The following is a 26034-nucleotide window of genomic DNA, read 5'->3' as shown; positions in this document are numbered from 1 at the left end:
CCTCCTTAAAACGCAGCAAGCTCACGCATCGCTCGCTCAACTTTGTCAGGATTGATCATAAAATATTTTTCCATTGTTGGTGCATAAGGCATAGCAGGCACATCTGGTCCCGCAAGACGATTAATAGGTGCATCTAGGTCAAATAAACAATGTTCTGCAATAATAGCCGCTACTTCACTCATTATGCTACCTTCTTTATTATCTTCAGTTACAAGTAATACTTTACCCGTCTTTCTTGCAGCTTCGACAATCGCTTCCTTATCAAGTGGATATACCGTACGTAAATCGAGTATATGCGCTTCAATCCCGTCTGCTGCTAATCTTTCTGCTGCTTGCATTGCAAAGTGAACAGCTAATCCATACGTAATAACCGTAATATCATCACCTTCACGCTTCACATCTGCTTTACCAATTGGCAATGTGTAATCCTCATCCGGTACTTCTCCTTTAATTAAACGGTATGCTCGTTTATGCTCGAAAAATAATACCGGGTCTTCATCTCGAATAGCCGCCTTCAGTAATCCTTTTGCGTCATATGGAGTTGAAGGAATAACAATTTTTAAACCAGGTGTTCCTGCAAAAAGCGCTTCCACCGATTGCGAATGATAAAGCGCCCCATGAATACCTCCTCCGAACGGTGCACGTACAACGATAGGGCATGACCAGTCATTATTAGAGCGATATCGAATTTTAGCTGCTTCTGAAACGATTTGGTTCACTGCTGGCATGATGAAATCTGCAAATTGCATTTCTGCTATTGGGCGCATACCGTACATAGCGGCTCCAATTGCTACACCCGCAATCGCACTTTCAGCAAGTGGTGTATCAAGCACTCGATAGTCACCGAACTGATCGTAAAGTCCAGCTGTCGCTTTAAATACCCCACCTTTTCGACCAACGTCTTCGCCTAATATGAAGACGTTCTCATCTCGTTCCATCTCTTCCTTCATAGCTAAGTTAATTGCATCTATATATGATATTACAGCCATTACGCGTCCCCTCCTTGTGCATAAACATATTTCAGTGCATCTTCTGGTTTTGCATATGGTGCGGCTTCTGCATAATCCGTTGCCTCGTTGACAATGTCAGCCACTTTACTATTTAATTGTTCGAATGTACTAGCTGTCGCTACTCCTGCCTCGAGTAGGTATTGCTCGAATAATTGTAACGGATCGTTTGCTTTACCTTCAGCGATATCTTCTGCAGTACGATATTGACGGTCATCATCATCCGAAGAGTGTGCTGTTAAACGATAAGTTACCGCTTCAACTAAACTTGGTCCTTCACCGCGTCTCGCACGATCAGCAGCTTCTTTTACTACTTTATAAACTTCGAGTGGATTTTTACCATCTACTGTTACTCCAGGCATGCCGTAACCTATTGCTCGGTCAGATACTTTGGCACAGCCTAACTGACGCTCAACAGGTACTGAAATTGCATACTGATTGTTTTCTACCATTATAATAACTGGCAATTTATGCACGCCAGCAAAGTTTGCACCTTCATGAAAATCCCCTTGGTTAGAAGAGCCCTCTCCAAGCGTAACAAATGTAATGAAATCCTCTTGCTTTATTTTACCCGCAAGTGCCACTCCTACTGCATGCGGTACTTGCGTCGTTACTGGAGATGAGCCGGTTAAAATACGATTTTTCTTTTGCCCAAAATGTCCAGGCATTTGACGCCCTCCAGAGTTCGGGTCTTCTGCTTTTGCGAACGCTGAAAGCATTAATTCCTTTGCAGTCATACCAAAATGTAATACAACACCCATATCCCGATAATATGGCGCAATATAATCTTTAGCATTGTCGAGTGCAAACGCAGCGCCTACTTGAGCAGCCTCTTGTCCTTGACACGAAATGACAAAAGGTATTTTCCCCGCACGATTAAGTAGCCACATCCGCTCATCAATTCGTCTTGCCAGTAACATCGTTTCGTACATTTTCAGTACATCTTCATTTGTTAATCCTAGATCTTCATGTTTCAACATACGAACATCCCCTTTCGTATTCCCTCTTTAAAAATGAATTGCCTTGCCTTCTACAGCAAGTGCCGCTTCCCCTATTATTTCACTTAGCGACGGGTGCGGGTGAATCGTTTGACTTATCTCCCACGGACTTGCATCCAGTAAAAGTGCTAATGCAGATTCAGAAATCATATCTGTTACATGCGGCCCTATCATATGCACGCCTAGTAAATCATTCGTTTTACTATCCGCAATCATTTTTACAAAGCCGTCTGTATCCCCATAAACAAGAGCTTTTCCAATTGCTTTAAATGGAAACTTTGCAACTTTCACATCGTACCCTTGTTCTTTTGCTTGCCCCTCGGTTAAGCCAACGCTTGACGCCTCTGGGTAAGAATAAATGCAACGAGCGACATTGGCATAATTAATTGGTGTCGTTTTTTCCCCTGCTATATGCTCCACAGCTAAAATCCCCTCATGTGAAGCAACATGTGCTAGCTGCATGCCTCCAATAACATCCCCAATTGCATATATATGACTTTCTTTTGTTTGGAAATGATCATTCACTTGTATAAAATTACGCTCTAAAACTATTTCTGTATTTTCTATTCCTATTCCTTCACTATTCGCAGTGCGGCCAACACTTACAAGCATTTTTTCTGCTTGATATGTTTTTGTGTCTTCGTTTGAAGAAACGGTAATCGATACACCATCATTTACAATTAATGAGTCCGTTTGCATACGGGAATTGACGATTATTTTTACCCCACGCTTTGTTAAAGCTTTTGTCATTTCGTTTGCTATATCGGCATCTTCTGTCGGTAAAATTCTCTCTCCGTACTCTAAAACGGTTACATCAACACCAAAATCACATAACATCGAAGCCCACTCAATTCCGATAACCCCTCCACCGATAATGAGCATGGATGCTGGGAGATTTTCCAGCTCTAATGCATGGTCTGAATTCAAGATAAACTGGCCATCAACAGGAATCCCTTCAAGAGATGCTGGTTTAGAGCCAGTTGCAATAATAACGTTTTTAGGGACAAGCATTTCATTTTCAGAGCCATCCGCCATCTCAACTGAAATAGTACCTGGCATTGGTGAGAAAATGGATGGCCCTAAAATACGACCTAGCCCGTTGTACACATCTATTTTCCCTTTTTTCATCAAGCCTTCTATCCCTGCATGTAGTGTTTTAACTATATTATTCTTGCGTTCTTGTACTTTAGGAAATTGTAGCGTTACGCTTGTAGCATCTACGCCAAAGGAAGCTCCTTGTTTAGCTGTTCGGTACACTTCTGCACTTCTTAGCAAAGCCTTACTCGGGATACAGCCTTTATGCAGACAAGTACCACCTAGTTTTGCTTGCTCGACCATAGCTGTCTTTAATCCGAGCTGTGCCGCGCGAATAGCTGCAACATATCCCCCTGTTCCTCCACCTAAAATAACAACATCATACTCTTGTGCCATACGAAAACCCCCTTTTTAAAAAAGGAAGTAAAGATTGACTTTACTTCACTTCCTACATCTAAATTATCGGCCGTTTAAAATGTTTTTCTCATTACGTAAAAATTGGCTACGTGATTTCGCCACTCTTGCAATACGATCTTCCGCTAGCTTATTGGCAGCTAAATACGTTGGTACGTCTTGTTCTTTTGAAATCGTTAATATTTTTGAAATGCTGTCGTATATCGTTTCAACACGTTTCATAGCTCGATCATGATTATAACCATACAACTCGTCCGCTACATTTATAACACCACCAGCATTTATTACATAATCAGGTGCATAAACAATACCTTGTTCATGTAAAATTTGGCCATGACGAGATTCTTGCAATTGGTTATTGGCAGAACCTGCAATTACTTTTGCTTTTAATTGTGGAATTGTATCGTCATTAATAATTGCGCCAAGTGCACAAGGTGCGAAAATATCTACATTTTGTTTGTAAATGTCGTTAGGATCTACTGCAGTTGCCCCGAATGTATCAACAACCCTTTTGACAGCTTCTTTATTAATATCCGTTACGACTAATTTTGCTCCTTCTTTATGCAAGTACTCACATAATGTATATGCGACATTGCCTAAACCTTGTACTGCAATTGTGCGACCTTCTAAACTATCTTCACCGAACGCTTCTTTTGCTGCGGCCTTCATCCCTAAATACACACCATATGCAGTAACAGGTGAAGGGTTTCCTGATGAACCGAATGCCGGAGAAATCCCTGTTACATAATTCGTTTCCTCATGAATTAAATCCATATCAGTAACTGTTGTCCCTACATCTTCTGCAGTAATATAGCGCCCGTTTAAGCCTTGAATAAAGCGCCCTAATGCTCGGAACATTTCTTCGTTTTTATCTTTAAATGGATCACCTATAATTACCGTTTTACCGCCACCTAAATTCAGGCCAGCAGCTGCATTTTTATATGTCATCCCTCTTGCTAATCGAAGTGCATCCTCAATTGCAGCTTCCTCCGATGCATATGTCCACATACGTGATCCGCCAAGAGCAGGTCCTAACGTTGTATCGTGAATAGCAATAATAGCTTTTAAACCTGAAGCTTTATCCTGACAAAATACTAATTGCTCATAATCATACTTTTCCATATACTTAAAAATTTCCATCCCCAAAATCCCCTTCCGAATTAAAGTAAGCGTTTACTTTCTCGTTTAAAAAACGATTTCGCTACAAAACGTGAAATTTCTTACTATTAAGCTATTTTTTTGTTGCTTATTTTTACAATACTTTCAATTTGTTTATTAAGCAACTATTATTACGCACAAGGCTTTTATTGAGAATTTTCAAACTATTCTGCGTGCTAAATTACTATTGTTCACCAGTTATTTTATTGTGTATTCTTGACTTTCCTTTTGCTCATTGTACAATTAAAGGTAACTGTTAGGAGGTAGGCACATGGCTCGAATGGCCGCATTTATCGTACTATTAATTCCAGGTGTAATGGCCGCTGCAGGAATTAAATTTATGCGTGATACATTGTTTGGTATTTTAATTTCTCCATTTCCTTGGATTTGGCTACAATTTATTGTTGGTATTTTGTTTTTCATACTTGGTTTTGGATTTTTTGCAGGATTCTTATTTCATCGAGACCGCAAAAAAGGAAAAGTGGCAGAACGCTGGCTAAAATAATATAAGCACAAGCTCTCCTATTCATTGAGCGACAATATACATAGCGGAAATGCCTGCAACATTATTCATTGCTTATAAATTTACAAAAGGACAGGTTAACGATCAAAACGTTAGCCTGTCCTTTCATTTTTGGGTTAATCGAACACTGTTTTTCGACAATTCTGCAATTGCTTTTTCGGTAGTTTTTACCTAACCTGTCGTTTGACATTAAATATTCAACTCTCCAAACTCTACAACAAACTTTCCTTTTGTAACATTTGATAAAATTGAAGATTTTTTTCCGATTTGAATGTATGTACCCGGATATGCTTCCTTCGTAATACTTATTTCTTCTTTTCCTGCATTTCGAAGGTCATTCATTAATAATTTAATTTCTTGATCTATGAGTACGACTTCTTCATTTAAAGATTTTAACATTTGCTTTGCTTGTTCAAACGCCGCAGCTTGTTGTTTGTTTAATTGATTTTGCATCACCATAATTTTTGACACTTGTGAATCTAACTGCAATATCTCTTCTTGTTTATTTTTCAAGATTCCTGCCTTATCTTGTATAAGTACATAGGCTTCCTGTTTATTTACACTATTTATAATTAGTTCTGTTCGACGTTCAAGCCTATTCCCTGAAATTGCCGCAACAATTACATTTTTCGCAATTGCTGTGCCTCCGATAATTTTCCCTTTTCGTTCATCCACTAATATCGAATGCGCTTTCAAATTGGAGCCTATTGAGTAAAAGCCAATATTAATATCTTGTCCTGCAACTAAATTTGCTTCGTTTACGTGCTTCACGAAAATACTTCCTGCTGCTTCAACTCGTGTTTCACCAAGACCAAAAATTCCTCCACGTATGAATACATCTCCGTCCAATGAGCGAATTAATTTCGCACCAGATACGCCTTCTGGACCTTCGATTGAAATATCCCCTTTGGCAATTACTGAAAATCCATTTTGAACTGTTCCACGAATACTGACAGAGCCTTCAAATTCAATATTTCCTGTTTCAACGCCAATATCACCGCTTATCGGTAAGTGATGATTAACAGAAATAAGCCCTTGAACATGCTCTAGTACACCCGAAATACTTGAACGAAGGATGATTTTCCCATCCTCTTCTACTTCATATGCGGATTTACGGTCGTATTTTAATGGCACGTCCTTCCCTTTAGGAGCAGGAAGAATGTCACCGTATATTGTAAAGCCCTCTTCACCTAGCTTTGGCGGAATTTTCTCACCAAGCCATGAACCTTCTTTTATTTCAAAAATAAAATTCATATCATAATAGTCTGCTTTACCATCTTCACGAATAACCGGTTTGCGCTCTGGGACTTCTAAATATGTAACTTGTGCATCCTCACCTTTAACTGCTGGTGTACCTTGAGCAATTAAATATGCTTTACCTGGTACAATACTTTCTAAAAACAAATCTTGAATACCGTGCGTAATTCCTTTTTCCTTGAGTAAATCTTGAATTTGCTGCTTTATTTCTTCGTAGTTTTGTTTAAGGAAATCAGCTGTTTCATACACAAAAAGTGAGGCAAACATTTTGTCACGTGAAACTTCAATTTCAATATTCGGTTGCCAAGTACCAATTTCAATCAAGCCCGTACTCTGCTTCGAAAGAACATTTTTTAATACAGCAAAGTTTGTTAATTTTATTCGAGGGTTGGAACGTAATACACTATCAAAATCTTTCAAAAGGAAGCCAGGTTTTATCGTATTAATGTATACTTTCCCATCTTGTTCTGTAATTTCAAAAAAATCATTTAAATAAACGATCACACAAATCCCCCTTTCTCCTAAGTTCTAGTATATACAATTAACTTTCATTTGTTTAGGGACGATTCTCACATTAGTCTTAATTTTCTTTAAATAAATAAGGGAATTTCTAATAAAATTACTGTAAATAATCTATTATCATTATTACCAATTAAAACAAAATGATAGGATATGTTGTAATTTTATTTTTTCAAGAAATTTACCTGTTCCCACCGTAACTAGGGTTGATTTCCGTTTCAATCATATGTCACCAATCTATTATTCCGTAATTTTCCATGTTATAATTTAACCATAATTATACTCGGTTATTTAAAAAATCAGAAATTTTAAAAAATTAGATGGAGGGGTTAAATTGATTAAATTAATTGACATTAGTAATAAAGATAACGCAAAAGATGTTTTGTCAATTCAAATACCATCTTATGAAGTAGAGGCTAAAATAATCGACTACTATGAATTACCGCCATTAAAAGATACTATTGATAAATTACAAAAATGCGAAGAAATTTTCTTTGGTTTTTATGAAAATACAGAACTTTGTGGCGCAATTTCACTAAAAGCAGATGAAAATGTTGCTGATATACATAGATTAATTGTACATCCTAACCATTTTAGAAAAGGTATTGCCCAACTTTTGTTAAATTTCGTAATTAGTAAATTTAATGTTAAAAAAGTAAAAGTAGCTACAGGTTCAAAAAACACCCCTGCTGTTAATTTCTATATAAAGAATGGCTTTAATAAAATTAAAGGATTTAAAGTAAATGAACGATTATCGCTAATCTTTTTTGAAAAGGAATTATAAATAATAAAGCGTGTTGATTTACCTTTTATTGTTACTTACAGTATTTAGAATACGTTGATTTCCGCTACGGCTGAGGCCAACAAGATGTTGGTCACGAATACTTTGTCACACGATGTGACGCTTTTAGTATTCGTTCTAATACTTCCGCAGGCACGGCTTCAACTAATTTATTTCAGATAGAGCCGAAATAAATGGATTTTCAGCTCGTGCTTTTTCTGCTCCTGCGGTTACTCGTCGCAAATTACTTTGCAGGAGTCGAGTCACCTCCGCTCCAATCAACTAGAAAGTGCCTTTTATTAATTATTCTACTAGAGAAATCACGCTCTTCATTTACCGATATCTGTATAATTAACACACCTGATAAATAATTATTGGTATACGACAAGTACTTTTTATTATGGTCACACAAGCTGTCAACATAGTTTTTCTGACGCTCTATTAAAATGGCCAACCCCATTACTTTGTGTGTCTTCATGACCATTGGATCGTGCGCGTTTCTATGTATCAAAAATCAATTAGTTGTATCCACGTGATATATTCACGAAAAAAGCGTCACATCATGTGCAATTAACATTAATCACCATTCTCTGGGTGAAAGAAATACTTGTTGACAAATGTTTAGTGTCGCAATACAACATGAAAGAATCTAACTGTAAATCCAATTCCGTTATTTTTTATCAACAATTCAACGAAAAAAAGCACCTCTATTCATTGTTTTTTGACAAAACCGACAAATAGAAGTGCTTTTCACTTCATTGCTTATTATTTCGTTGTTTATAGCCCTCATTGCTTAATTATTTTATAATCAACATACAACAAACACCGTCACACCAACATTAACTCGCAACCATCTCAATACGAATTTTGTCCGCAATCATGGCGATGAATTCGGAATTTGTTGGTTTTGATTTTAAATGATGAACTGTGTACCCAAACATTTCTGAAATAGATTCATAGTTTCCTCGATTCCATGCGACTTCAATTGCGTGACGAATCGCACGTTCTACGCGTGATGGTGTTGTGTTGAATTTTTTTGCGATTTCTGGATATAGTATTTTCGTCACCGAACCAAGCAACTCGATATCGTAATAAACCATTTGAATTGCTTCACGTAAATATGAATACCCTTTAATATGTGCTGGCACTCCAATTTCTTTAATAATAGCCGTAATCGTAGTGTCTAATTGACGTTGGTTGATTTTCTCTGAACCACCTGAAGCAGGCTGCAATATGCTTGTCCGCTCTTTTTTTGGTTGTTCCGGCTTTTGCTGACCCGCACAGTGTAAAATTTTCGCTACTAATTGCTCGAATTCGAATGGCTTTAACATAAAATAAGATGCACCATAAGTAACCGCTTGTTTCATTACATCCTCTTGTCCAAAAGCAGTTAACATTATGACTTGAGTATTTGATAAGCGGTCGTCATTATACATCGCTTCTAATACAGCTAAACCGTCAAGATGCGGCATAATAATATCCAATAAAAGCACATCCGGTTGATATTCTTCTAACATTTTAATACAGATTTTCCCGTTCGATGCAGTTGCAACAAGTTCAATTTCAGGATGATTAGCAAAATATTTTTCCATCGTTTTCACTAAATCACGGTTATCATCAGCAATTGCAATTTTTACTTTCGACAAATTAAATCCCCCTTAAGTATGTTGATTGTATCAAACTATTTCCCCTATGCAAATTTTGGCATTTAATACAATTCTGACTATTTCGACATAGTGCCAGAAATTCCTTTAAGTTACTCAAAAATAAGTAAGTAGTCTTATAATTTCTCCTAAACACGACAAATTACTTAATTTCCCTTCATATACAATACTAACTTTACTATGTATTTTATTAAAAAAATGCATAAATGACTACACTTTTTCTAGAAGTGTAGTCATTTATACCTTAACTCGGTGTTTTTTTCAACATTTCGATTATTGATATAGCGGCACCTTTCGATGGTTCTTCGACAAACATATGAGTTACTGCTCCAACAAAGCGTCCATTTTGAATTATTGGACTGCCGCTCATCCCTTGTAAAATGCCACCTGTTTTTTTCAATAAGATATTATCCGTGACATGAAAAACAATATTTGTACCTTCAACTTTTTCGATATTTATCGTAAAGGATTCGACTTTTTCGCCTTCAATCGCGGTGAAAATTTGCGCTTCTCCACGCTTAATTTCCGATTCACGCATAATTTCTATTGGTTGTCGCAAACTTTGTTTTAAATCTTGCTCCCAATTTCCAAAAACGCCGTATACATTATTATACATAACATTTCCTAATCGTTCCCGTTCTTTATCGACAATGGAAATTTTGTATCCCGGCTGTCCTGGCTCACTTTTTTTCACTTGAGATATCGATGCTAAAAAAATTGCTCCTCTTAAAAAAGGAGGCGGAGTTGTTAGTGCCCCATCAACAATTTGATGGCCAAGTGCACCGTATTCATTCGTGTCGGGATCTATAAATGTGAGTGTACCTATGCCATCTGTTTCATCTTTTAAAAAGGGCATAATATGTGCTATTTCTTCTTTCGATAACACAAATATTTTTACATTGTTGGCCCTTTCTAGTTGTAACTTTACTGTCCCTTGCTTTGTTTCAAGCTGCTTCGTATCATGGATAGATACTCCGTCAATTTTCATTAATTTATCGCCCTGTCTCAGCCATTCACCACTCGGGAGCAAAATGTCATGCGAGACATATACAAACGGTAGCTTTAACTGAATACCGATTGATTGTCCCATTGGAATAAGCTCTTTAGCGCTGACGTATTGCGGTACTAACATGATAAGCAGCACGAGTAAAAGATTACGCAAATGGCATGTCATATGTTCACCTCCTTTTCATCTTATCGATACTATGTGCGGACATTAGCTGAGTTATGAACGGTAAATATTTGTCGGTATAACTCTTAAAAGGGCATGCTATAAACTACATACTTTTTTTAATTCAAATTTTTTCTTTAAGCTCCATGTAAAAAGTCGTCAAAGCATAATCACTTTGACGACATTTGTTAATTCAAATTTTGTTTTCTTGTATTAGCAATTTCTACAAGTTCTTTTGCATGCTGAAGCGTTAATTCGGTAATTTCGGTACCGCTCATCATACGGCTCACTTCTTCAATACGAGCATGTCCTTTTATTTCTTTTACTGTTGTAAATGTACGATCATGCTCAACTTGCTTTTTAATTAAATAATGTTGATCGGCCATTGCAGCTACTTGCGGTAAATGAGAAATACACAACACTTGTGACTGAATAGAAATAGCGGCAATTTTTTCTGCTATCGCTTGAGCAACACGTCCGCTAACACCTGTGTCTACTTCATCGAAAATAATGGATGTAATACCATTTGAAGAAGAAAAAATTGTTTTTAACGCTAGCATCATTCGGGATAATTCCCCACCTGAGGCTATTTTTGGTAATGATTTTGGTGGTTCACCAACGTTTGTAGAAATATAAAAAGCTACATAATCTTTACCACTCGCATCAAACGTTTCAAGCGCTTCAAAGTTGACGATAAACTTAGCTTTTTCCATATGCAACACCCGCAATTGCTCCATAATTGCTTCGCTAAGTAAAACTGCATGTTCTTTTCGAACAGCCGTTAATTGCCCTGCCAGCTCGTTTAAATCAGCTTCCATTTTACGCAGTAATTGCTCACTTTGTTGAATTGTTTCATCACGATTCATAAGCTGCATTAGCTCTTCTTCGATTTTTTCATTATAAGCTAAAATTTCTTCAACTGTCGTTCCGTATTTTCGTTTCATCGTTTGATATTGTCCTAAACGTTGCTCTACTTCATTTAAGCGTTCGGGATCAAACTCTAATTCATCTAATACGTTTTTTATTTGATACACCGCATCTTGCAATGCATAAAAACTAGTTGTGACAGCTTCAGAAGGCTCTTTAAATTGCTCGTCCAATGTGGCAATATCATCAAGAGCGCTCATTGCATTGCCTATGTAATCTAGCCCGCGCGATTCACCTGAAATTGCTTCATAAGCTACATTTGCACGTTCGAAAATTTTATGGAAGTTCATTAAACGACGGCGTTCCTCTAATAACAAATCTTCCTCACCAAGTTTTAAACTAGCTTCTTCAAGCTCCTTTAATTGGAACTGAAATAAATCAATACGCTGTGCCATACGCTGTTCATCTAAATTTAACGAGGCAACTTCTCGTTTTAATTCACGATACGCATTGTAACGTTCTGTATAATTTGTCATGAGTGGTTCTAGCTGATCTTGGGCAAAATGGTCAAGTAGATGAATATGCTGCTTTTCATCCATTAATTCCTGATTTTCATGTTGTCCATGTATATCGATTAAACTTCCGCCTATTTCACGTAAAACAGACATCGGTACAAGCTTGCCATTTACACGGCAAATACTTTTCCCGTTGTCATTTAAATCGCGGCGTAAAATAATTGTGCCTTCCTCGGCTTCAATTCCGGCTTCTTCAAGTTTTCCATATATAGGATGATCGTCACTCATTATTTGGAACAAGCCACCCAGTTCCGCTTTTTTTGCTCCATGTCGTATGAATTCCTGAGAACCACGACCACCAGCTAGTAAATGTACCGCGTCAATAATAATCGATTTCCCTGCACCTGTTTCACCAGTTAGTACAGTTAAACCGTCTGCAAAGCTAACTGTTAAATCTTCGATAATTGCAAAGTTTCGAATACTTAGCTCTCTTAACAATATTACCCACCTCTTACAGCATTTCTAATAATCGGGTTTTAATAAGTTCTCTTTCTTGCTCTGTACGACACATTATCAAAATCGTATCATCACCACAAATTGTTCCTAATATTTCTTGCCAGTCTAAATGATCAAGTAATGAACCTATAGCATTTGCATGACCAGGTAGTGTTTTCATAACTAAAAAATGTGTCGCGCCATCTATACTTATAAAAGCATCCGCAAGTGCACGGTGCAGTTTTTGAATCGGGTTAAAGCGTTGATCTGCAGGTAGGCTGTATTTATAGCGCCCGTCTTGCATAGGTACTTTCACTAAATGTAATTCTTTAATATCACGTGAAACGGTCGCTTGTGTAACGTTATAGCCCGCTTTTTTTAATTGATCGACTAAATCGTCTTGTGTTTCAATTTCATTATTTGAAATAATTTCGCGAATGCGAATATGACGTTGACCTTTATTCATGTTTTTCACCTCATATGAATAATTATGTATTCGTATTAATACACTACCATTTCATGCATAAAAGCACAAGAAAAAATAGGCACTGACTAGTTCTTGTCAGTACCTATTTTCTATGCAGAAAACGAAGCGGTAAGTTTCATGTATAAAGAAATCGAAAAACTTTTCCAGTGTCGAAGCTACAACAACAATACGATAAAGATTTTCATTTCTTACTGAGAAAAAGCAAACTCTATTTTAATTCACTATGCGCTTGCTTTACGAGCGCCTCAAAGTCCGTAAATGCTGGAATTTCCTCACCTTCGCGAGGATTCACTAAATGGAATAAAAATTCAATATTTCCTTCTCCACCAGTAATTGGTGAATAAGAAGCAGCCTTTACAACAAAACCAACTTCTGTTGCCATTTTAGCTGTCTCTTCTAACACCGCTAAATGAATTTTAGGTTCTCGCACTATACCTTTCTTTCCAACATTTTCTTTACCAGCTTCAAATTGTGGCTTAACTAATGCCATAACGTCTCCACCAGGAGTTAAAATTGTTTTTAAAACTGGTAAGATAAGTGATAAAGAAATAAAAGATACATCAATCGTTGCAAAATTCGGTAAGCCTTCTACTAAGTCTTCTGGCTTCGTATAACGGAAGTTTGTTTTTTCCATTACCGTTACACGCTCATCTGAACGGATTTTCCAAGCTAATTGATTGGAACCAACATCAAGCGCGTAACAATGCTTGGCGCCATTTTGCAATGCACAATCAGTAAAGCCTCCTGTCGATGAGCCGATATCTAGCATTAACTTGCCTTCTACTGACATATCAAAAATAGCGAGTGCTTTTTCTAGCTTTAAGCCACCACGACTAACGTATTTTAGTTGCGAGCCTTTTACTTGAAGTGGGGAATCGATTGCAATTTTTTCTCCTGCTTTATCGATACGTACTTCATTGGAAAAAACGAGTCCCGCCATAATAGAGCGCTTTGCTTTTTCACGTGTTTCACAAAGACCACGCTCTACTAATAAAATATCAACACGTTCTTTCGGTTGTTTCGTCATATTTTTCTAGAACCTACCTGCTTTTTGTTTGCAACGAGTTTATTAATACGTTTTACCGTTTCATCAGCCGTTACATTGATTTCCTCTAATAATTGATCTACATTCCCATGCTCAATAAATTGATCAGGAATACCGATTCGATCTATAGATACATTATATTGATGATCTGCTGCAAATTCTAATATTGCACTTCCAAATCCACCTTGTAAAACGGCTTCTTCTATAGTTAAGATTGGCATATTTGCGCCCATTATTTCATGGAGCATCTTTTCATCTAATGGTTTAATAAAGCGTGCATTCACAACTTTCACATCAACACCTTGATCCGCTAATTGTTCTGCTGCTTCCATCGCCATTGGAATTGTGGTGCCGAATGTTAAAATAGCTGCATCTTGACCGTCACGTAAAACTTCCCATGTACCGATTGGAATAGCTTTCATTTCAGCATCCATTTCTACACCGATACCATTTCCTCGTGGATAACGGAGTGCAATTGGACCTCCGTCGTAATCTAATGCCGTTTTAACCATATGTTGCCCTTCATTTTCATCTTTAGGCATCATTAAAACGATGTTCGGGATATGGCGTAAAAACGCAATATCAAATACACCTTGATGTGTTTCACCATCTGCACCAACTAAGCCAGCTCGGTCAATCCCGATAAAGACATTTAAATTTGGACGTGCAATATCATGTAGAACTTGATCGTACGCACGTTGTAAAAACGTCGAATAAATCGCTAAAAACGGTTTCATTTTTTGTGTAGCAAGTCCAGCTGCCATTGTTGCAGCGTGCTGTTCTGCGATTCCTACATCAAAGAAACGATTCGGGAAATCTTTTTGAATACCTTCTAGCTTCGAGCCAACTGGCATTGCCGGTGTAATTGCTACAATGCGCTCATCTTCTTTCATACATTTACGAACGGATTCAGCAATTAAACTACTCCAGGCAGGTCCTGTTACAGCTGATTTTACAAAATCACCTGTCTCCATTTTATAAGGACCTGTTCCATGCCAAGTACCAACTGTATCATCCTCAGCAGGTTTATAGCCCTTGCCTTTTTTCGTAATGACATGAACGAGTACTGGGCCTTTTACTTTTTTTGCATACTCTAAAGTTTTCTCTAATGCTTCAAAATCATGTCCATCAATTGGCCCCAAATATTTAAAGCCTAATTCTTCAAAGAAAATTCCAGATACAACTAAATATTTTAAGCTATCTTTTAAACGTTCTGCTGTACTAGCTAGCTTGCCACCGACAACAGGAATTTTGTTCATAAGCAACTCTAGTTCTTCTTTTGCTTTTGAATATTCCTTCGCCGTACGCAAACGACCTAATACGCTGTGAAGTGCGCCAACATTCGGTGCAATCGACATTTCGTTGTCGTTTAAAATAACGATCATATTTGTTTTTTCATGTCCAATATGATTGAGAGCCTCTAGTGCCATCCCACCAGTTAGCGCTCCATCACCAATAATTGGGACAACGTAATTTTTTTCCTTTTTTATATCTCGAGCCGCTGCCATTCCCATCGCAGCTGATAAAGAAGTTGAACTATGTCCTGTTTCCCACTCATCGTGCTCACTTTCAACACGCTTCGGAAAACCGCATAAGCCTTTGAATTGACGGAGTGTGTCAAATTGGCTTGCACGTCCTGTTAATATTTTATGGACATATGCTTGATGCCCTACATCCCATAAAAATTTATCAGTTGGACTATTAAACGCTTTATGTAGCGCAATAGTTAATTCAACGACTCCTAAGTTTGGCCCAATATGTCCACCAGTAGCAGAACATTTTTCAATTAGAAAAGAGCGTATGTCTCCAGCTAACGCCTCTAATTGCTTCTGGTTTAAGTTTTTTAAAAAGGATGGACTAGAAATCTTATTTAAATCCACCTCATCCACACACCTTTTCATTAAAATATTCACCGTATCGTGATTTTTCTATTATAACAGTGTACTGTCATAGAAAAAAGTTATTCACTTCTTAATTGCTTCTGCGTACGATGTAATTCGCAAAATCGCGAAGTAGCTCGCTGTCTCCAGTTAGGTTTTCAAGTGCTTTTAATGCAAGCTCATAGTGCTCATTTAGTTTTTCTTTTGCACCATCTAATGTCAGCAATGCAGGGTATGTGCTCTTATCACTAGCAATATCTTTTCCTGCTGTTTTACCAAGTTGCTCTGTTGTCCCTTCGATATCTAAAATATCATCTTGGATTTGGAAAGCAAGGCCGATATGATGTGCATAGTCAACAAGGGCAACACGTTCTTCTTCTGTCGCACCTGCAAGTACTGCACCTGATTCAATACTGAAACGAAGTAATGCGCCTGTTTTATTGACATGTACTTGTTCAAGCTCATGTATATTTAACTGACGTTTTTCACCTTCCATATCAAGCACTTGGCCACCAACCATACCTTCTGCACCAGCAGCAACACTTAATAAATTGATCAACTCAACTTTAGTTTCTGCGGCGATTGGCATACGTGCGATGACACCAAAACTAAATGTGTTTAATGCATCGCCTGCAAGTGTAGCTAAGTCTTCGCCAAATACGACATGGTTTGTCGGTTTACCGCGGCGCATATCATCATCATCCATGCATGGTAGATCATCATGTATTAATGAATACGTATGAATCATTTCTACACAAGCACCAATTGTATAGCTAGCTGCTTTATTATGGCCAAAATAATCACATACCGCTGTAACAAATAGTGGTCGAATACGTTTACCGCCCGCCTTTAATGAATACAGCATAGATTCTTTTAATTTTGCAGGTGCATTTAATTGTTCAACTAATTGATACATTACATTTTCGATATTTGGTACATGCGTTTCAATAAATGCTTTTAATTCACTCATTTAAACCTCTCCATTTGTCGCGTTAAACGGCTGTTTCTCCCCATTTTCACCTACGATTGATATTAGTTGTTGTTCAGCATTTTGTAGTTTATCATTACAAAATTGGGAATATTCCATTCCTTTTTTATATAAATCAATTGCTTCTTCAAGTGGCACGTCACCTTGCTCTAATTTGCGTACAACTTCCTCTAATTCTGTCATTGCTTGGGCAAATGTCAATTTATCCATCGTCTATTCCCCTTTCTGTTGTAGTTCAATATTTGTTACTGTAGCGCTCACTAATCCGTCCTGGTACCTTATTTGTACAGTATCGCCTGTTGTTAGTTGCGAAGCTTGTTTTACGATTGACTCATTATGATATGTTACACTAAATCCTTTTTCCATCATCGTTAACGGGTTTAATGCAGCTAGTGTTCTAATGTTTGCAACAAGTCTTGCTTTTTCTTGTGCTAGATGATGGTGCATTACACTTGTTAGCTGATTTTGAAGTTGCGTTCGTTTTTGCTGATGTAGTCGGATTGTTTGCGCTGGCGAATAAAGCTTTATATTTGCTGCTAGTTTATCCAATTCACTTCGTCTTTTCATCATATAAACTTGCACTGCTTGCTGTAGTTGCATTTCTGTTTGTGCAAGACGTTCTGTAAACGGCCTGTAAAGTCTCTCCGGTGTTGCAAGTGGATATGATTGCTTATATTTAGTTAGACGATTTCGTTCAAAGCGGAGTTGCGCAGTCATTATTTGATGCAAGCTCGTTTGACTAGCTAAAATTCGTTGGAATAATTCTTGTTGATTCGGTACAGCGAGCTCTGCTGCAGCTGTAGGTGTCGGTGCGCGTAAATCCGCAACAAAATCGGCAATTGTCGTATCCGTTTCATGTCCAACTGCACTAATAATAGGAATACGACTTTCAAAAATGGCACGCGCTACAATTTCCTCATTAAACGCCCATAAATCCTCAATCGACCCACCACCTCGACCGACAATTAGAACATCACACTGTGCATGGACATTTGCTAACTTTATATTTTTTGCAATATTCGCCGCTGCACCTGTTCCTTGTACGAGTGTTGGATAAATTTGAATTTCCGCTTGTGGATACCGGCGATTAATTGTTGTGCAAATATCTCGAATAGCTGCTCCTGTTGTTGCGGTTAACACACCAACAGTTTTAGGGAATTGTGGAATTGGTTGTTTAAAGTTAGGATTAAACAGCCCTTCTTTTTGTAGCGATTCTTTTAATTGATTAAACGCAACAAAAAGCCCGCCAATGCCATCTGGTTCCATCGTTTGTGCATACAACTGATACGATCCACTTGTTTCGTATACATTGACGTCACCACGAATATACACCATCATACCTTCCTCAGGCTTAAATGAAAGTTTAGTGGCTTGAGTTCTGAACATCGTTGCTTGAATACGCGATGCATCGTCTTTTAAAGTGAAATAAATATGTCCAGAGCTATGAATTTTCACATTGGAAAGCTCGCCCTTTACATACACATCACGTAAATGAGGGTCTGCATCAAATTTACGCTTAATATATTTAGTTAATGCTTTAACTGTTAAATAAGAAGACGCGCTCATAGTCGGCTCCTTTACTCCATATTTTTTATGTATTTTTTGACAAGACAAAAGCTGTTTCTCCTACGAAAAACAGCTTCCGTCTTACTTATTTTACATGTTTTAAAATCATTTGTCGTGTAATAATGTTTTTTCTGCTGATTGCACAGTGTTTGCTAGCAGCATTGTGATTGTCATCGGACCAACTCCACCTGGTACAGGCGTAATATGTGATGCAATTCCGTCTACCGCTGTGAAATCTACATCACCACATAATTTATTATTTTCGTCGCGGTTAATGCCGACATCAATAACAACTGCGCCTTCTTTTATGTGCTCTGCTGTAATGAAGTTCGGACGACCAACTGCTGCTATTAAAATATCAGCTTGTTTTGTAAACGATGGTAAATCCGGTGTTTTGGAATGAGTATATGTAACTGTCGCATCTTTTTGCAGTAGTAGCTGCCCCATTGGTTTTCCAACGATATGGCTCCGGCCAACGATTACAGCGTGTTTCCCTGCAATTTCAATACCACTATATTCTAATAATTTCATAACACCATAAGGAGTACATGGCAAGTACGTTTCTTGTCCTAACATCATTTTCCCAACACTTACAGGTGAGAAGCCGTCTACATCTTTTTCCGGAGAAATAGTTGCGATGACCGCATCTTCATTAATATGTTTTGGTAATGGGAGTTGTACAAGAATACCGTGAATATCATTACGAACATTCAATTCACGAATTTGGTGTAGTAGAGCTTCTTCAGAAATATCTTCAGGTAGTTTGATTAATTCTGAAAACATACCGATTGCTTCACAAGATTTTTGTTTGTTTGCAACATATGTTTTCGATGCAGGGTTTTCCCCTACTAAAATTACCGCTAAACCAGGCGTTACACCTTTTACTTTTAGGTCCTCTACCTGGCTTGCGACTGACTTACGAATTTCTTGACCGATTTCTTTACCATTAATAATTGCACTTGACATGTTGTTACTCCTTCCAATGTTCACTACTATTGTTGTGTAAATTTAGAAAGCACACCGTTTACAAATTTGCTTGATTTGTCATCGCCGTATAATTTACAAAGCTCGATTGCTTCGTTTAGTACTACACGGTTCGGTGTATCTTGCATAAATAGTAATTCGTAAACTGATAAACGTAAAACAGTTCTTTCAATTTTAGGTAGACGATTTAATGTCCAATTTTCTAGCTTATCGCTTAGCGCTGCGTCGATTTCTTCCTTATGTTCAGCAGTGCCACGTACTAGTTTCTCAAAGAATGCATCTGACTTTTGTTCTTCTAGAACATGCTCGATCGCTTCTTCAAGTGCTATTTCCGTGCTATCTAACTGAAACAGAACTTGCAACGCTTTTTGTCGCGCATCATGTCGTTTCATTGTGAAAACTCCTTCTTAAGTAGCATTAGGTCTTATCATAGCATAATTTTATTGTCATAGCACAGTTTGGGATAAATTTTGAAAATTAAAACGTTTACACAGAGGCATTTAAATACAGGAATGAAATCCACTCTCTTAATAATATTCTGATTTTAACCTATTCCATTACTAGTAAATCGATGAAATACGAAAAACAGGTGCTTTTCATGAGATCGAGGTTTTTAAAGAATTAGGAGGTAATCGCTATAAAATTGAGGAAAAAAACGTAATTGTTACGATAGAGGGGACTGAAAAAGTGTATTTTTCTAAAATTTTATGATAGAAATATACTTTCCAACTAAAAAAGGACTCTTTACCATAACTTAGGGTTGTTTTCCGTTGCGCCAGCGTGCTTTCCTGGGGGCGTCCGATAAGCCGCTTCACTCGCTACTCTCGCTCCAGGGTCTTATCTGTGACGCTAATCCCCAAGGAGTCAAGCTGCCTCCACTCCAATCAACAAACGCTATAATAAATTGTCGTAACCGAGTTTTGGTGTTGAAACAAAAAGGTAAAATATTCTTTTGATTTATTTGTCATGGCAATCGTGCTAGCGTACGAGACTTAAAGCTGCGTTGTACTGTTTTATACGACTCGATTTTGCACTTTTTGATATGCGCGATTGATAAAGTAATTTCTTTCTAATCCTGTTGTTAAAGCGTTTCTATTAAAGTACAATCGTATTTCCCATCTTGATTAGAAGGGATTCTATTATTTTTTGGCGGGTTTTATGTGCGGTATGAACGCTGAGATTGAGACTACGCGCAAATCTCTACTAATTCAATACTTCAATAATCTTGTCTACTTTGTTTTTTCCAATCTTCTTTGTTTAGAGTGTAGTGATAGTGCGTTTGATCTTCAATTTCAATATCTCCCCTATAACGGAATCCGCATTTTTTTATAACTTGATTGGAGCTTACATTATGTGGCAGAACAACCGTATTGAGTAGTTCCACATTTGTATTTTCAAATAAATAATCGATTAGCCCTTTTGCAGCCTTTGTTGTGTACCCTTTGTTTCGAAAATTTTTAGAAATAGCATAAGCAATTTCTCGGTTTGGTTCATTCAGTTCTTCTTTAATACATGTATTGCAAAAACCGATAAAATCACCTGTTTCCTTTAATATTATTCCTAGCATCAAGCAATTTACGCCGCTGACATTTGGTACTGCTGCTATAAATTTTTTATTATTCGGTATTTCATCATTTGTCATCCAGTGCAATCGTTGTTCTCTTGTGGAACGCCAATCTTGTAAAAATTCATAAACTTCAGGTTGCGAAGTAAGTTCATATATAGCATCTACATCGTCAATGCTAAACTCTCTCAAGTATATTTCACCACAATCAATTGAAAATAAATTGTCCATATTCATTCCTATCATTCCCCTTCTCGCTCTATAACATTAATAATTCTTTAAATCTTTTTTCAAATAGTAATGCTCATAATCTCTACCTACGTTGTCTATACTCCCAAACACTTTATAGCCATTTTTTTCATAAAAACCTAAAGCTTGAAAACTTAATGTATCTACCTTAATAAAATCACACTCTTTTTCTAAAGCTATCTTCTCGATTTCTACTAATAATTTCGTTCCATAACCCGACTTTCGTATTTCTTCATCAATTATTAACACTTGAATTTCTAACCAATTCCAACATACTTCAGCGAGTATTCCTCCACGAACATCGTCGTTATCGTCTTTCAAAAACAAATTGATTTCCTCATATCTACCTCCTAAATCTACTGGGAAATGCTTTAAATTAAATTTATAAAGCGCATCCTCAATTTTCTGTTTATCCAATTTATTGGACTCTTTAGTAATATACAAACTCATCTTCATTGCCCCCTTTTATTTATTAAAAACAATCTTTATACGAGTTAATTAGATTATATCTGACTTACATTACTGGAAAAAACCTCATACTTATTTCATAAAAGAAAATAAGCCAATGCGGTAAAAACCACATTGACTTATTTTAAATATTTGTTCGTTTTCTTTTTTCTTTTAGTACGATTCTTTGAATACTTTTTAATGATAAATAATATTTTGTGCTCAAAGTAGTTGTATCTATTCCTGCTACATAATCATGATAAATTTTTGAATTTCTTAGATCCAATTCTCTTTTTATTGTAGTACTGGACCCCCAACTCTTTTTATTATCTTCTTTTCGCGGGATGTATATATATTCACCATCAACATATTTTTGTATCAATTCTATCAACTCAGCAAGTAGAAAATTGTTTGCTTTTTTATAGCTCATTTTTGCACTCCTAAATATTAATATTTCTTTTAGGAAGAGCAAAGGCTATTATTATTTATTTTAATATGCAATAGCCTTTGCTATGCAAAAATAACATTCCTTCTCATTCAATCAATCCTCCTTGCATTTTGATTATTTATATAACTCCACATTAATATAAATCCATATTATACCATATCGCGAACCATGTAAAAACATTATTGTCAGTGAACACTACTTTAACTTAAATAAAACTTATTTATCCTTTTTTTCGGGTGCAGCGAGTTTGTCAATGCCTTTTGGTCTTTCCTTTTCCACAATGGCGCCCGATTGTGGAACATCGTTATTCAACTAAAAGCCCTGGAAGTAGTCTTATTGTAGCTATGTATATATACCTTTGCATAAAAAGCTGTATAAACAATATTAAAAGGGAAGGCCAAGAAACGTTGGTTTCACAGCATTTCTTGGCTTTTTTTGTATTTCCAAACTTTCATTTGGGAACGTTATTTAAGTTTATTTTGCATACTTTATAAATCTGTGTGAACAAAGTAGGGTAGGAATATTACTTACGCTTCTTCTTTTTATAAATAATCCCAAAAATACCTATAAAAAAACAATATAAGTACTGTTATTAGAAAACGAAGGTCTATACTATGTCCAAAGTCACCTTGAAACAGAGGAGTTCCGTAAGATTTAGATTCAAAATTAGGTTTATTTAATCCCAACTTTTTTGCCATATCAGCTAGTTCTTTTTCTGTAGGTTCATTTACCATATAATTCCCCACCCCATTTTGTAAATTTCTTAATATATAGTATATTTCAATAAATTTACAAAATAAAGTTCCCAAAGCGTAGTTTGTAAACTTTTATATAAAATGGCCCTATTGCTCAAAAAGGCAAAATTCATCTACAAGATTTGCGCCTTATTACTACAAGCTTCTTGATATGATTCTTTTTCTTCCTCGGCAACCTTCAGCTTTTTTACTTCACTAACTTTCCCCCACTCTGTAAAAAAGCGGAATACTTTGTTAATATTATGAGTATCAAAGAAAAGGAGGTTTGTATGTTGTATTATGTATTGTTATTTTCTACAGCCATTATTTTAGGTATCGTTATTGCGATGTTCAATTTGCCTTTTTGGACCGCTGTGGTAGTTATTATTGGCATTTCATTTATTCATTTGGGCTATAACTTATACACTATTTATCGTTCAAAAAACATGCAAGCAATTGCTAAATACATAGAAAAAAATAAAAAACATCCGCTTTATGCTTATGCGTTCTCAACAGCAAATGGATCTGTTAATGAACAAGTAACCGCAATTGATGTACTTTTAGCTAAATATAAATCGCCATATATGCAGGCGATTTATAAAATGAACCGCGCTTTACTAACAAGTGATTTTGAGTTAGCGATGAGAGAAGTGGAGAATATTGCGGAAAAACCATTAGGGCAATACGGCATTGCGCTTATTTACGCATTGCAAGGGGATCGGGAAAATGCAACATCTATCAATTTACAAAATATGTGGCAGCAAGCATGTATTGATGCAGTTTTAGCTTACCGTGAACAATCACCTACCTACCACGCAAAAAAACAACAGGCAATCGAAGCTTCTCGCGGAATTCAGCGTTACACGAATTATTATTTTTTTGAAAGTATAGAAAAAACAATGCCTTGGAAAGTATAATAAATGCTTTCCAAGGCATTTTCATTCGCAAAGTGCCGTTATGACTAACAACATCATTATTATTTATGATGATCTAGGGCATAAGAGAATAATTGCTTTTTATCGATTTTGCCAACAACCGTTTTAGGTAGACTTGGTAAAAAGTAAAATCGTTTCGGCACTTTATACTTGCCTAAACGTTCTGCACAAGCTGCTTTTAACAACTCTTCTAAATATTCTGTAGGCGCCTTTGTCACAACAAACGCAGTTACACTTTCACCCCATATATCATCTGGAATACCTATGACCGCCACTTCTTCCACAAAATCTTGTGCAAAAAGACATTGCTCTACCTCTTGCGGATATACATTTTCTCCACCAGTAATTATCATTTCTTTTTTTCGTCCGACAATAAAATAGTCACCTTCATCGTCAAACTTTGCTAAATCACCTGTCTTCAACCAGCTATCACACATGGCATTACGCGTTTCTTCATCATTGTTCCAATACATAGAAAACACATGACTGCCGCGCACATAAAGCTCCCCTATTTCGCCACTCTTACATAGTTCACCGCGCTTATTTACTACTTTCACTTCATTGAACAGCATACTTTTACCAACAGCACCATTTTTATTTGCCGCTACTTCTGCATCAATATAAAAATTATTTGGTCCTGCCTCTGTTAAACCGTAGCCCTCTTTAAAACGCAAACCTCGTTCTGCAAACCGCTTATATATTGTTTTCGGACAAGGTGCACCACCTGATAAAAATACTTTAACTGTCGGAAAAGCAGACTGTTGAAAATAGTTCGTTTCCACCATCGCTTGATACATCGTTGGTACAAATAAAGAAATGGTCGTTTTATACACGTCTAATGCACGAACTGCTTGCTCAGCATCAAATTTATTGCCAATAACAACCGTACCTCCTGCTAGTAACACAGGTAGAGATAGCGCATTAATACCTCCCGTGTGAAAAAGTGGCATATAATTTAGTGTACAATCTTGATCGTTTAGCCCCCAACTTATTACTGTATTAATCGCATTAGCCGTTACCGCTTCATATGAAAGCACTACGCCTTTCGATTTCCCAGTTGTTCCTCCTGTATAAATCATCATCCAAGGCTGGTTAGGGTTGTTTTGCCAAGTATACATTAACTCCTTTTGGACAATATCCACAGTAGTATAAACTAGCAAACTATGAGCGAATAATTTTTCACCTCGTGCGACATTCACTTCATCTGTAATTAGTAAGGCTGGCGTGCAATCTTGCAGTACAGCATGTAATTCTTCATCGGCCATTCGCCAATTTAGCGGTACATATATTATATTTGCAAGCCTACAAGCAAATAGAATGGCAAAGCTATGAATCGAATTATCCATTAATACAGCAATACGCTCATTTTGTTTGAATTGTTTAGATGTAAAATAGTGCAACCAGGAAGAAATATACTGTAACAATTGTGCATATGTCCACTCTTCTTTTGTATCTAATTGAATAAGAGCAAGTTGATTTGGAAATTGCTGAGCTCGTTTAACAATCCACATTTCTAGTTGCTGCATACTCCCCACCTACCTTTTACATCATAATGCCCCCATCTACATGGAGCACATGCCCTGTAATGTAATTTGATTCATCTGATGCTAAAAACAAATAGGCATTTGCAATATCTTCTGGTTTACCTAGCCGTTGTAAACTAATAATACTGCTCATTTGTTCTTTAACTTTATCAGGCATTTTTTCAACCATATTTGTCGCTGTAAAGCCCGGTGCAACAGCATTTACACAAATCCCTTTGCGCCCTAGCTCTTTCGCCCATGATTTTGTCATTCCTACGATTGCCGCTTTTGTAGCAGCGTAGTTTGTTTGACCAACATTGCCGTACACGCCACTCACTGAAGAAGTGCTAATAATTTTACCTGTACCTTTTTCAATCATGTATGGCACCACAGTTTGTGTACAATTGAATACACCATTTAAATTTATTTGAAGGACATGGTTGAAATCTTCCTCGGTCATTTTTACGAGCATAGCATCACGCGTAATACCAGCATTATTAACTAAAATGTCGATTTGCCCGAATGATGCAACTACATCTTCAACCATTTCTTGTACTTGCTGACGATTTGATACGTCAACCGCATAGAACTTTACTTGTTCGCCAAATGTTTGTGCTACTTGTTGCCCTGTTTTATCATCATAGTCAACCATGACGACTCTCGCACCCTCTTCGGTGAATCGTTTTACAGATGCTAAACCAATTCCATTCGCTGCACCAGTTATCATAGCTACTTTCCCTTGTAAACGCATTTCCATTCTCTCCCTTATCCCGATTTAAC

General features: G+C 36.9%; 25 protein-coding genes. 3 read left to right on the top strand and 22 right to left on the bottom strand.

Going from position 1 to position 26034, the window contains the following annotated elements:
* Positions 1–5: 5 nt before the first annotated feature.
* The 4 genes from AAFN87_RS03510 to AAFN87_RS03495 all read right to left on the bottom strand — a co-directional run bounded on the left by AAFN87_RS03510 (position 6) and on the right by AAFN87_RS03495 (position 4594).
* Positions 6–989: an alpha-ketoacid dehydrogenase subunit beta gene (locus AAFN87_RS03510; protein WP_347789642.1), complete on the bottom strand. Its 984-nt coding sequence runs from the start codon at positions 987–989 to the stop codon at positions 6–8.
* A complete protein-coding gene (locus AAFN87_RS03505) occupies positions 989–1987 on the bottom strand; it encodes a thiamine pyrophosphate-dependent dehydrogenase E1 component subunit alpha (protein ID WP_347789641.1) in 999 nt (332 codons plus the stop codon). Before AAFN87_RS03505 ends, AAFN87_RS03510 begins: the two co-directional genes overlap by 1 nt.
* Before the next feature lie 27 nt (positions 1988–2014).
* Positions 2015–3436, bottom strand: a complete 1422-nt coding sequence (lpdA, locus tag AAFN87_RS03500) for a dihydrolipoyl dehydrogenase (protein ID WP_347789640.1) — start codon at positions 3434–3436, stop codon at positions 2015–2017.
* A 63-nt stretch (positions 3437–3499) separates the two neighbouring features.
* Positions 3500–4594 (bottom strand): Glu/Leu/Phe/Val family dehydrogenase, encoded by a 1095-nt coding sequence (locus AAFN87_RS03495; protein WP_347789639.1) that lies wholly within the window; start codon positions 4592–4594, stop codon positions 3500–3502.
* Between the two features lie 289 nt (positions 4595–4883).
* Between AAFN87_RS03495 and AAFN87_RS03490 the strand changes: the two genes are divergently transcribed.
* Positions 4884–5117: a DUF2627 domain-containing protein gene (locus tag AAFN87_RS03490; RefSeq protein ID WP_347789638.1), complete on the top strand. Its 234-nt coding sequence runs from the start codon at positions 4884–4886 to the stop codon at positions 5115–5117.
* A 207-nt stretch (positions 5118–5324) separates the two neighbouring features.
* On the opposite strand, the gene AAFN87_RS03485 is transcribed toward AAFN87_RS03490, so the two are convergent.
* Positions 5325–6896 (bottom strand): DUF342 domain-containing protein, encoded by a 1572-nt coding sequence (locus AAFN87_RS03485; protein WP_347789637.1) that lies wholly within the window; start codon positions 6894–6896, stop codon positions 5325–5327.
* Between the two features lie 349 nt (positions 6897–7245).
* On the opposite strand from AAFN87_RS03485, the gene AAFN87_RS03480 reads away from it, so the two are divergent.
* A complete protein-coding gene (locus AAFN87_RS03480) occupies positions 7246–7695 on the top strand; it encodes a GNAT family N-acetyltransferase (RefSeq protein WP_347789636.1) in 450 nt (149 codons plus the stop codon).
* A gap of 836 nt (positions 7696–8531) precedes the next feature.
* Here the strand turns inward: AAFN87_RS03480 and spo0A are convergent.
* The 15 genes from spo0A to AAFN87_RS03405 all read right to left on the bottom strand — a co-directional run bounded on the left by spo0A (position 8532) and on the right by AAFN87_RS03405 (position 22796).
* Entirely contained in the window at positions 8532–9338 is an 807-nt protein-coding gene (gene spo0A, locus AAFN87_RS03475; RefSeq protein ID WP_347789635.1) for a sporulation transcription factor Spo0A, read from the bottom strand.
* A 262-nt stretch (positions 9339–9600) separates the two neighbouring features.
* Positions 9601–10530, bottom strand: a complete 930-nt coding sequence (locus tag AAFN87_RS03470; RefSeq protein WP_347789634.1) for a SpoIVB peptidase S55 domain-containing protein — start codon at positions 10528–10530, stop codon at positions 9601–9603.
* Between the two features lie 185 nt (positions 10531–10715).
* A complete protein-coding gene (recN, locus tag AAFN87_RS03465) occupies positions 10716–12407 on the bottom strand; it encodes a DNA repair protein RecN (protein ID WP_347789633.1) in 1692 nt (563 codons plus the stop codon).
* 13 nt (positions 12408–12420) lie between these two features.
* On the bottom strand, positions 12421–12870 hold the full coding sequence (gene ahrC / locus AAFN87_RS03460) for a transcriptional regulator AhrC/ArgR (protein ID WP_347789632.1): 450 nt from the start codon (positions 12868–12870) through the stop codon (positions 12421–12423).
* A gap of 229 nt (positions 12871–13099) precedes the next feature.
* Positions 13100–13918: a TlyA family RNA methyltransferase gene (locus tag AAFN87_RS03455; protein WP_347789631.1), complete on the bottom strand. Its 819-nt coding sequence runs from the start codon at positions 13916–13918 to the stop codon at positions 13100–13102.
* Positions 13915–15816 (bottom strand): 1-deoxy-D-xylulose-5-phosphate synthase, encoded by a 1902-nt coding sequence (gene dxs, locus AAFN87_RS03450; RefSeq protein WP_347789630.1) that lies wholly within the window; start codon positions 15814–15816, stop codon positions 13915–13917. The genes AAFN87_RS03455 and dxs overlap by 4 nt, the downstream gene beginning before the upstream one ends.
* A gap of 91 nt (positions 15817–15907) precedes the next feature.
* Positions 15908–16786, bottom strand: coding sequence for a polyprenyl synthetase family protein (locus tag AAFN87_RS03445; RefSeq protein ID WP_347789629.1), 879 nt, complete (start codon positions 16784–16786; stop codon positions 15908–15910).
* Positions 16787–17014, bottom strand: coding sequence for an exodeoxyribonuclease VII small subunit (gene xseB / locus AAFN87_RS03440; protein WP_347789628.1), 228 nt, complete (start codon positions 17012–17014; stop codon positions 16787–16789). It lies immediately after the preceding gene.
* Between the two features lie 3 nt (positions 17015–17017).
* Positions 17018–18370: an exodeoxyribonuclease VII large subunit gene (xseA, locus tag AAFN87_RS03435; RefSeq protein ID WP_347789954.1), complete on the bottom strand. Its 1353-nt coding sequence runs from the start codon at positions 18368–18370 to the stop codon at positions 17018–17020.
* Between the two features lie 105 nt (positions 18371–18475).
* Positions 18476–19336, bottom strand: a complete 861-nt coding sequence (gene folD, locus AAFN87_RS03430; RefSeq protein ID WP_347789627.1) for a bifunctional methylenetetrahydrofolate dehydrogenase/methenyltetrahydrofolate cyclohydrolase FolD — start codon at positions 19334–19336, stop codon at positions 18476–18478.
* 26 nt (positions 19337–19362) lie between these two features.
* Complete coding sequence (nusB, locus tag AAFN87_RS03425) at positions 19363–19746, bottom strand: transcription antitermination factor NusB (protein WP_347789626.1); 384 nt, start codon at positions 19744–19746, stop codon at positions 19363–19365.
* A gap of 824 nt (positions 19747–20570) precedes the next feature.
* Positions 20571–21149, bottom strand: a complete 579-nt coding sequence (locus tag AAFN87_RS03420; RefSeq protein WP_481886445.1) for a GNAT family N-acetyltransferase — start codon at positions 21147–21149, stop codon at positions 20571–20573.
* A gap of 36 nt (positions 21150–21185) precedes the next feature.
* Positions 21186–21617, bottom strand: coding sequence for a GNAT family N-acetyltransferase (locus AAFN87_RS03415; RefSeq protein WP_347789624.1), 432 nt, complete (start codon positions 21615–21617; stop codon positions 21186–21188).
* 142 nt (positions 21618–21759) lie between these two features.
* The gene (locus tag AAFN87_RS03410) at positions 21760–22044 is read right to left on the bottom strand and encodes a CD3324 family protein (RefSeq protein ID WP_347789623.1); all 285 of its coding nucleotides are present in this window, start codon (positions 22042–22044) and stop codon (positions 21760–21762) included.
* Positions 22045–22604: 560 nt separating this feature from the next.
* Positions 22605–22796 (bottom strand): hypothetical protein, encoded by a 192-nt coding sequence (locus tag AAFN87_RS03405; protein ID WP_347789622.1) that lies wholly within the window; start codon positions 22794–22796, stop codon positions 22605–22607.
* A 290-nt stretch (positions 22797–23086) separates the two neighbouring features.
* Between AAFN87_RS03405 and AAFN87_RS03400 the strand changes: the two genes are divergently transcribed.
* A complete protein-coding gene (locus AAFN87_RS03400; protein ID WP_347789621.1) occupies positions 23087–23713 on the top strand; it encodes a hypothetical protein in 627 nt (208 codons plus the stop codon).
* Positions 23714–23772: 59 nt separating this feature from the next.
* Here the strand turns inward: AAFN87_RS03400 and AAFN87_RS03395 are convergent, their stop codons facing one another.
* A complete protein-coding gene (locus AAFN87_RS03395) occupies positions 23773–25257 on the bottom strand; it encodes a class I adenylate-forming enzyme family protein (RefSeq protein ID WP_347789620.1) in 1485 nt (494 codons plus the stop codon).
* Between the two features lie 16 nt (positions 25258–25273).
* Positions 25274–26005 carry a 3-oxoacyl-ACP reductase FabG gene (gene fabG / locus AAFN87_RS03390; protein WP_347789619.1) on the bottom strand — a complete coding sequence of 244 codons (732 nt, stop codon included), beginning with the start codon at positions 26003–26005 and terminating at the stop codon, positions 25274–25276.
* Positions 26006–26034: the final 29 nt, after the last annotated feature.

Origin of the sequence: Solibacillus sp. CAU 1738 (assembly GCF_039888725.1) — a bacterium.
Taxonomy (GTDB): Bacteria; Bacillota; Bacilli; order Bacillales_A; family Planococcaceae; genus Metasolibacillus.
This window is presented reverse-complemented; position numbering and strand designations above follow the sequence as displayed.

Excerpts from the sequence above, each read along its gene's own strand:
- AAFN87_RS03445 (WP_347789629.1), bottom strand. The coding sequence starts at position 16,786 with ATGAGTGAATTAAAAGCATTTATTGAAACGCATGTACCAAATATCGAA.
- AAFN87_RS03415 (WP_347789624.1), bottom strand. The coding sequence starts at position 21,617 with ATGAGTTTGTATATTACTAAAGAGTCCAATAAATTGGATAAACAGAAA.
- fabG (WP_347789619.1), bottom strand. The coding sequence starts at position 26,005 with ATGCGTTTACAAGGGAAAGTAGCTATGATAACTGGTGCAGCGAATGGA.
- AAFN87_RS03470 (WP_347789634.1), bottom strand. The coding sequence starts at position 10,530 with ATGACATGCCATTTGCGTAATCTTTTACTCGTGCTGCTTATCATGTTA.
- AAFN87_RS03510 (WP_347789642.1), bottom strand. The coding sequence starts at position 989 with ATGGCTGTAATATCATATATAGATGCAATTAACTTAGCTATGAAGGAA.
- AAFN87_RS03495 (WP_347789639.1), bottom strand. The coding sequence starts at position 4,594 with ATGGAAATTTTTAAGTATATGGAAAAGTATGATTATGAGCAATTAGTA.
- AAFN87_RS03455 (WP_347789631.1), bottom strand. The coding sequence starts at position 13,918 with ATGACGAAACAACCGAAAGAACGTGTTGATATTTTATTAGTAGAGCGT.
- ahrC (WP_347789632.1), bottom strand. The coding sequence starts at position 12,870 with ATGAATAAAGGTCAACGTCATATTCGCATTCGCGAAATTATTTCAAAT.
- folD (WP_347789627.1), bottom strand. The coding sequence starts at position 19,336 with ATGTCAAGTGCAATTATTAATGGTAAAGAAATCGGTCAAGAAATTCGT.
- AAFN87_RS03395 (WP_347789620.1), bottom strand. The coding sequence starts at position 25,257 with ATGCAGCAACTAGAAATGTGGATTGTTAAACGAGCTCAGCAATTTCCA.
- nusB (WP_347789626.1), bottom strand. The coding sequence starts at position 19,746 with ATGAAACGACATGATGCGCGACAAAAAGCGTTGCAAGTTCTGTTTCAG.
- AAFN87_RS03420 (WP_481886445.1), bottom strand. The coding sequence starts at position 21,149 with ATGGACAATTTATTTTCAATTGATTGTGGTGAAATATACTTGAGAGAG.
- lpdA (WP_347789640.1), bottom strand. The coding sequence starts at position 3,436 with ATGGCACAAGAGTATGATGTTGTTATTTTAGGTGGAGGAACAGGGGGA.
- AAFN87_RS03505 (WP_347789641.1), bottom strand. The coding sequence starts at position 1,987 with ATGTTGAAACATGAAGATCTAGGATTAACAAATGAAGATGTACTGAAA.
- AAFN87_RS03400 (WP_347789621.1), top strand. The coding sequence starts at position 23,087 with ATGTTGTATTATGTATTGTTATTTTCTACAGCCATTATTTTAGGTATC.
- AAFN87_RS03490 (WP_347789638.1), top strand. The coding sequence starts at position 4,884 with ATGGCTCGAATGGCCGCATTTATCGTACTATTAATTCCAGGTGTAATG.
- xseB (WP_347789628.1), bottom strand. The coding sequence starts at position 17,014 with ATGGATAAATTGACATTTGCCCAAGCAATGACAGAATTAGAGGAAGTT.
- AAFN87_RS03410 (WP_347789623.1), bottom strand. The coding sequence starts at position 22,044 with ATGAGCTATAAAAAAGCAAACAATTTTCTACTTGCTGAGTTGATAGAA.
- AAFN87_RS03405 (WP_347789622.1), bottom strand. The coding sequence starts at position 22,796 with ATGGTAAATGAACCTACAGAAAAAGAACTAGCTGATATGGCAAAAAAG.
- xseA (WP_347789954.1), bottom strand. The coding sequence starts at position 18,370 with ATGAGCGCGTCTTCTTATTTAACAGTTAAAGCATTAACTAAATATATT.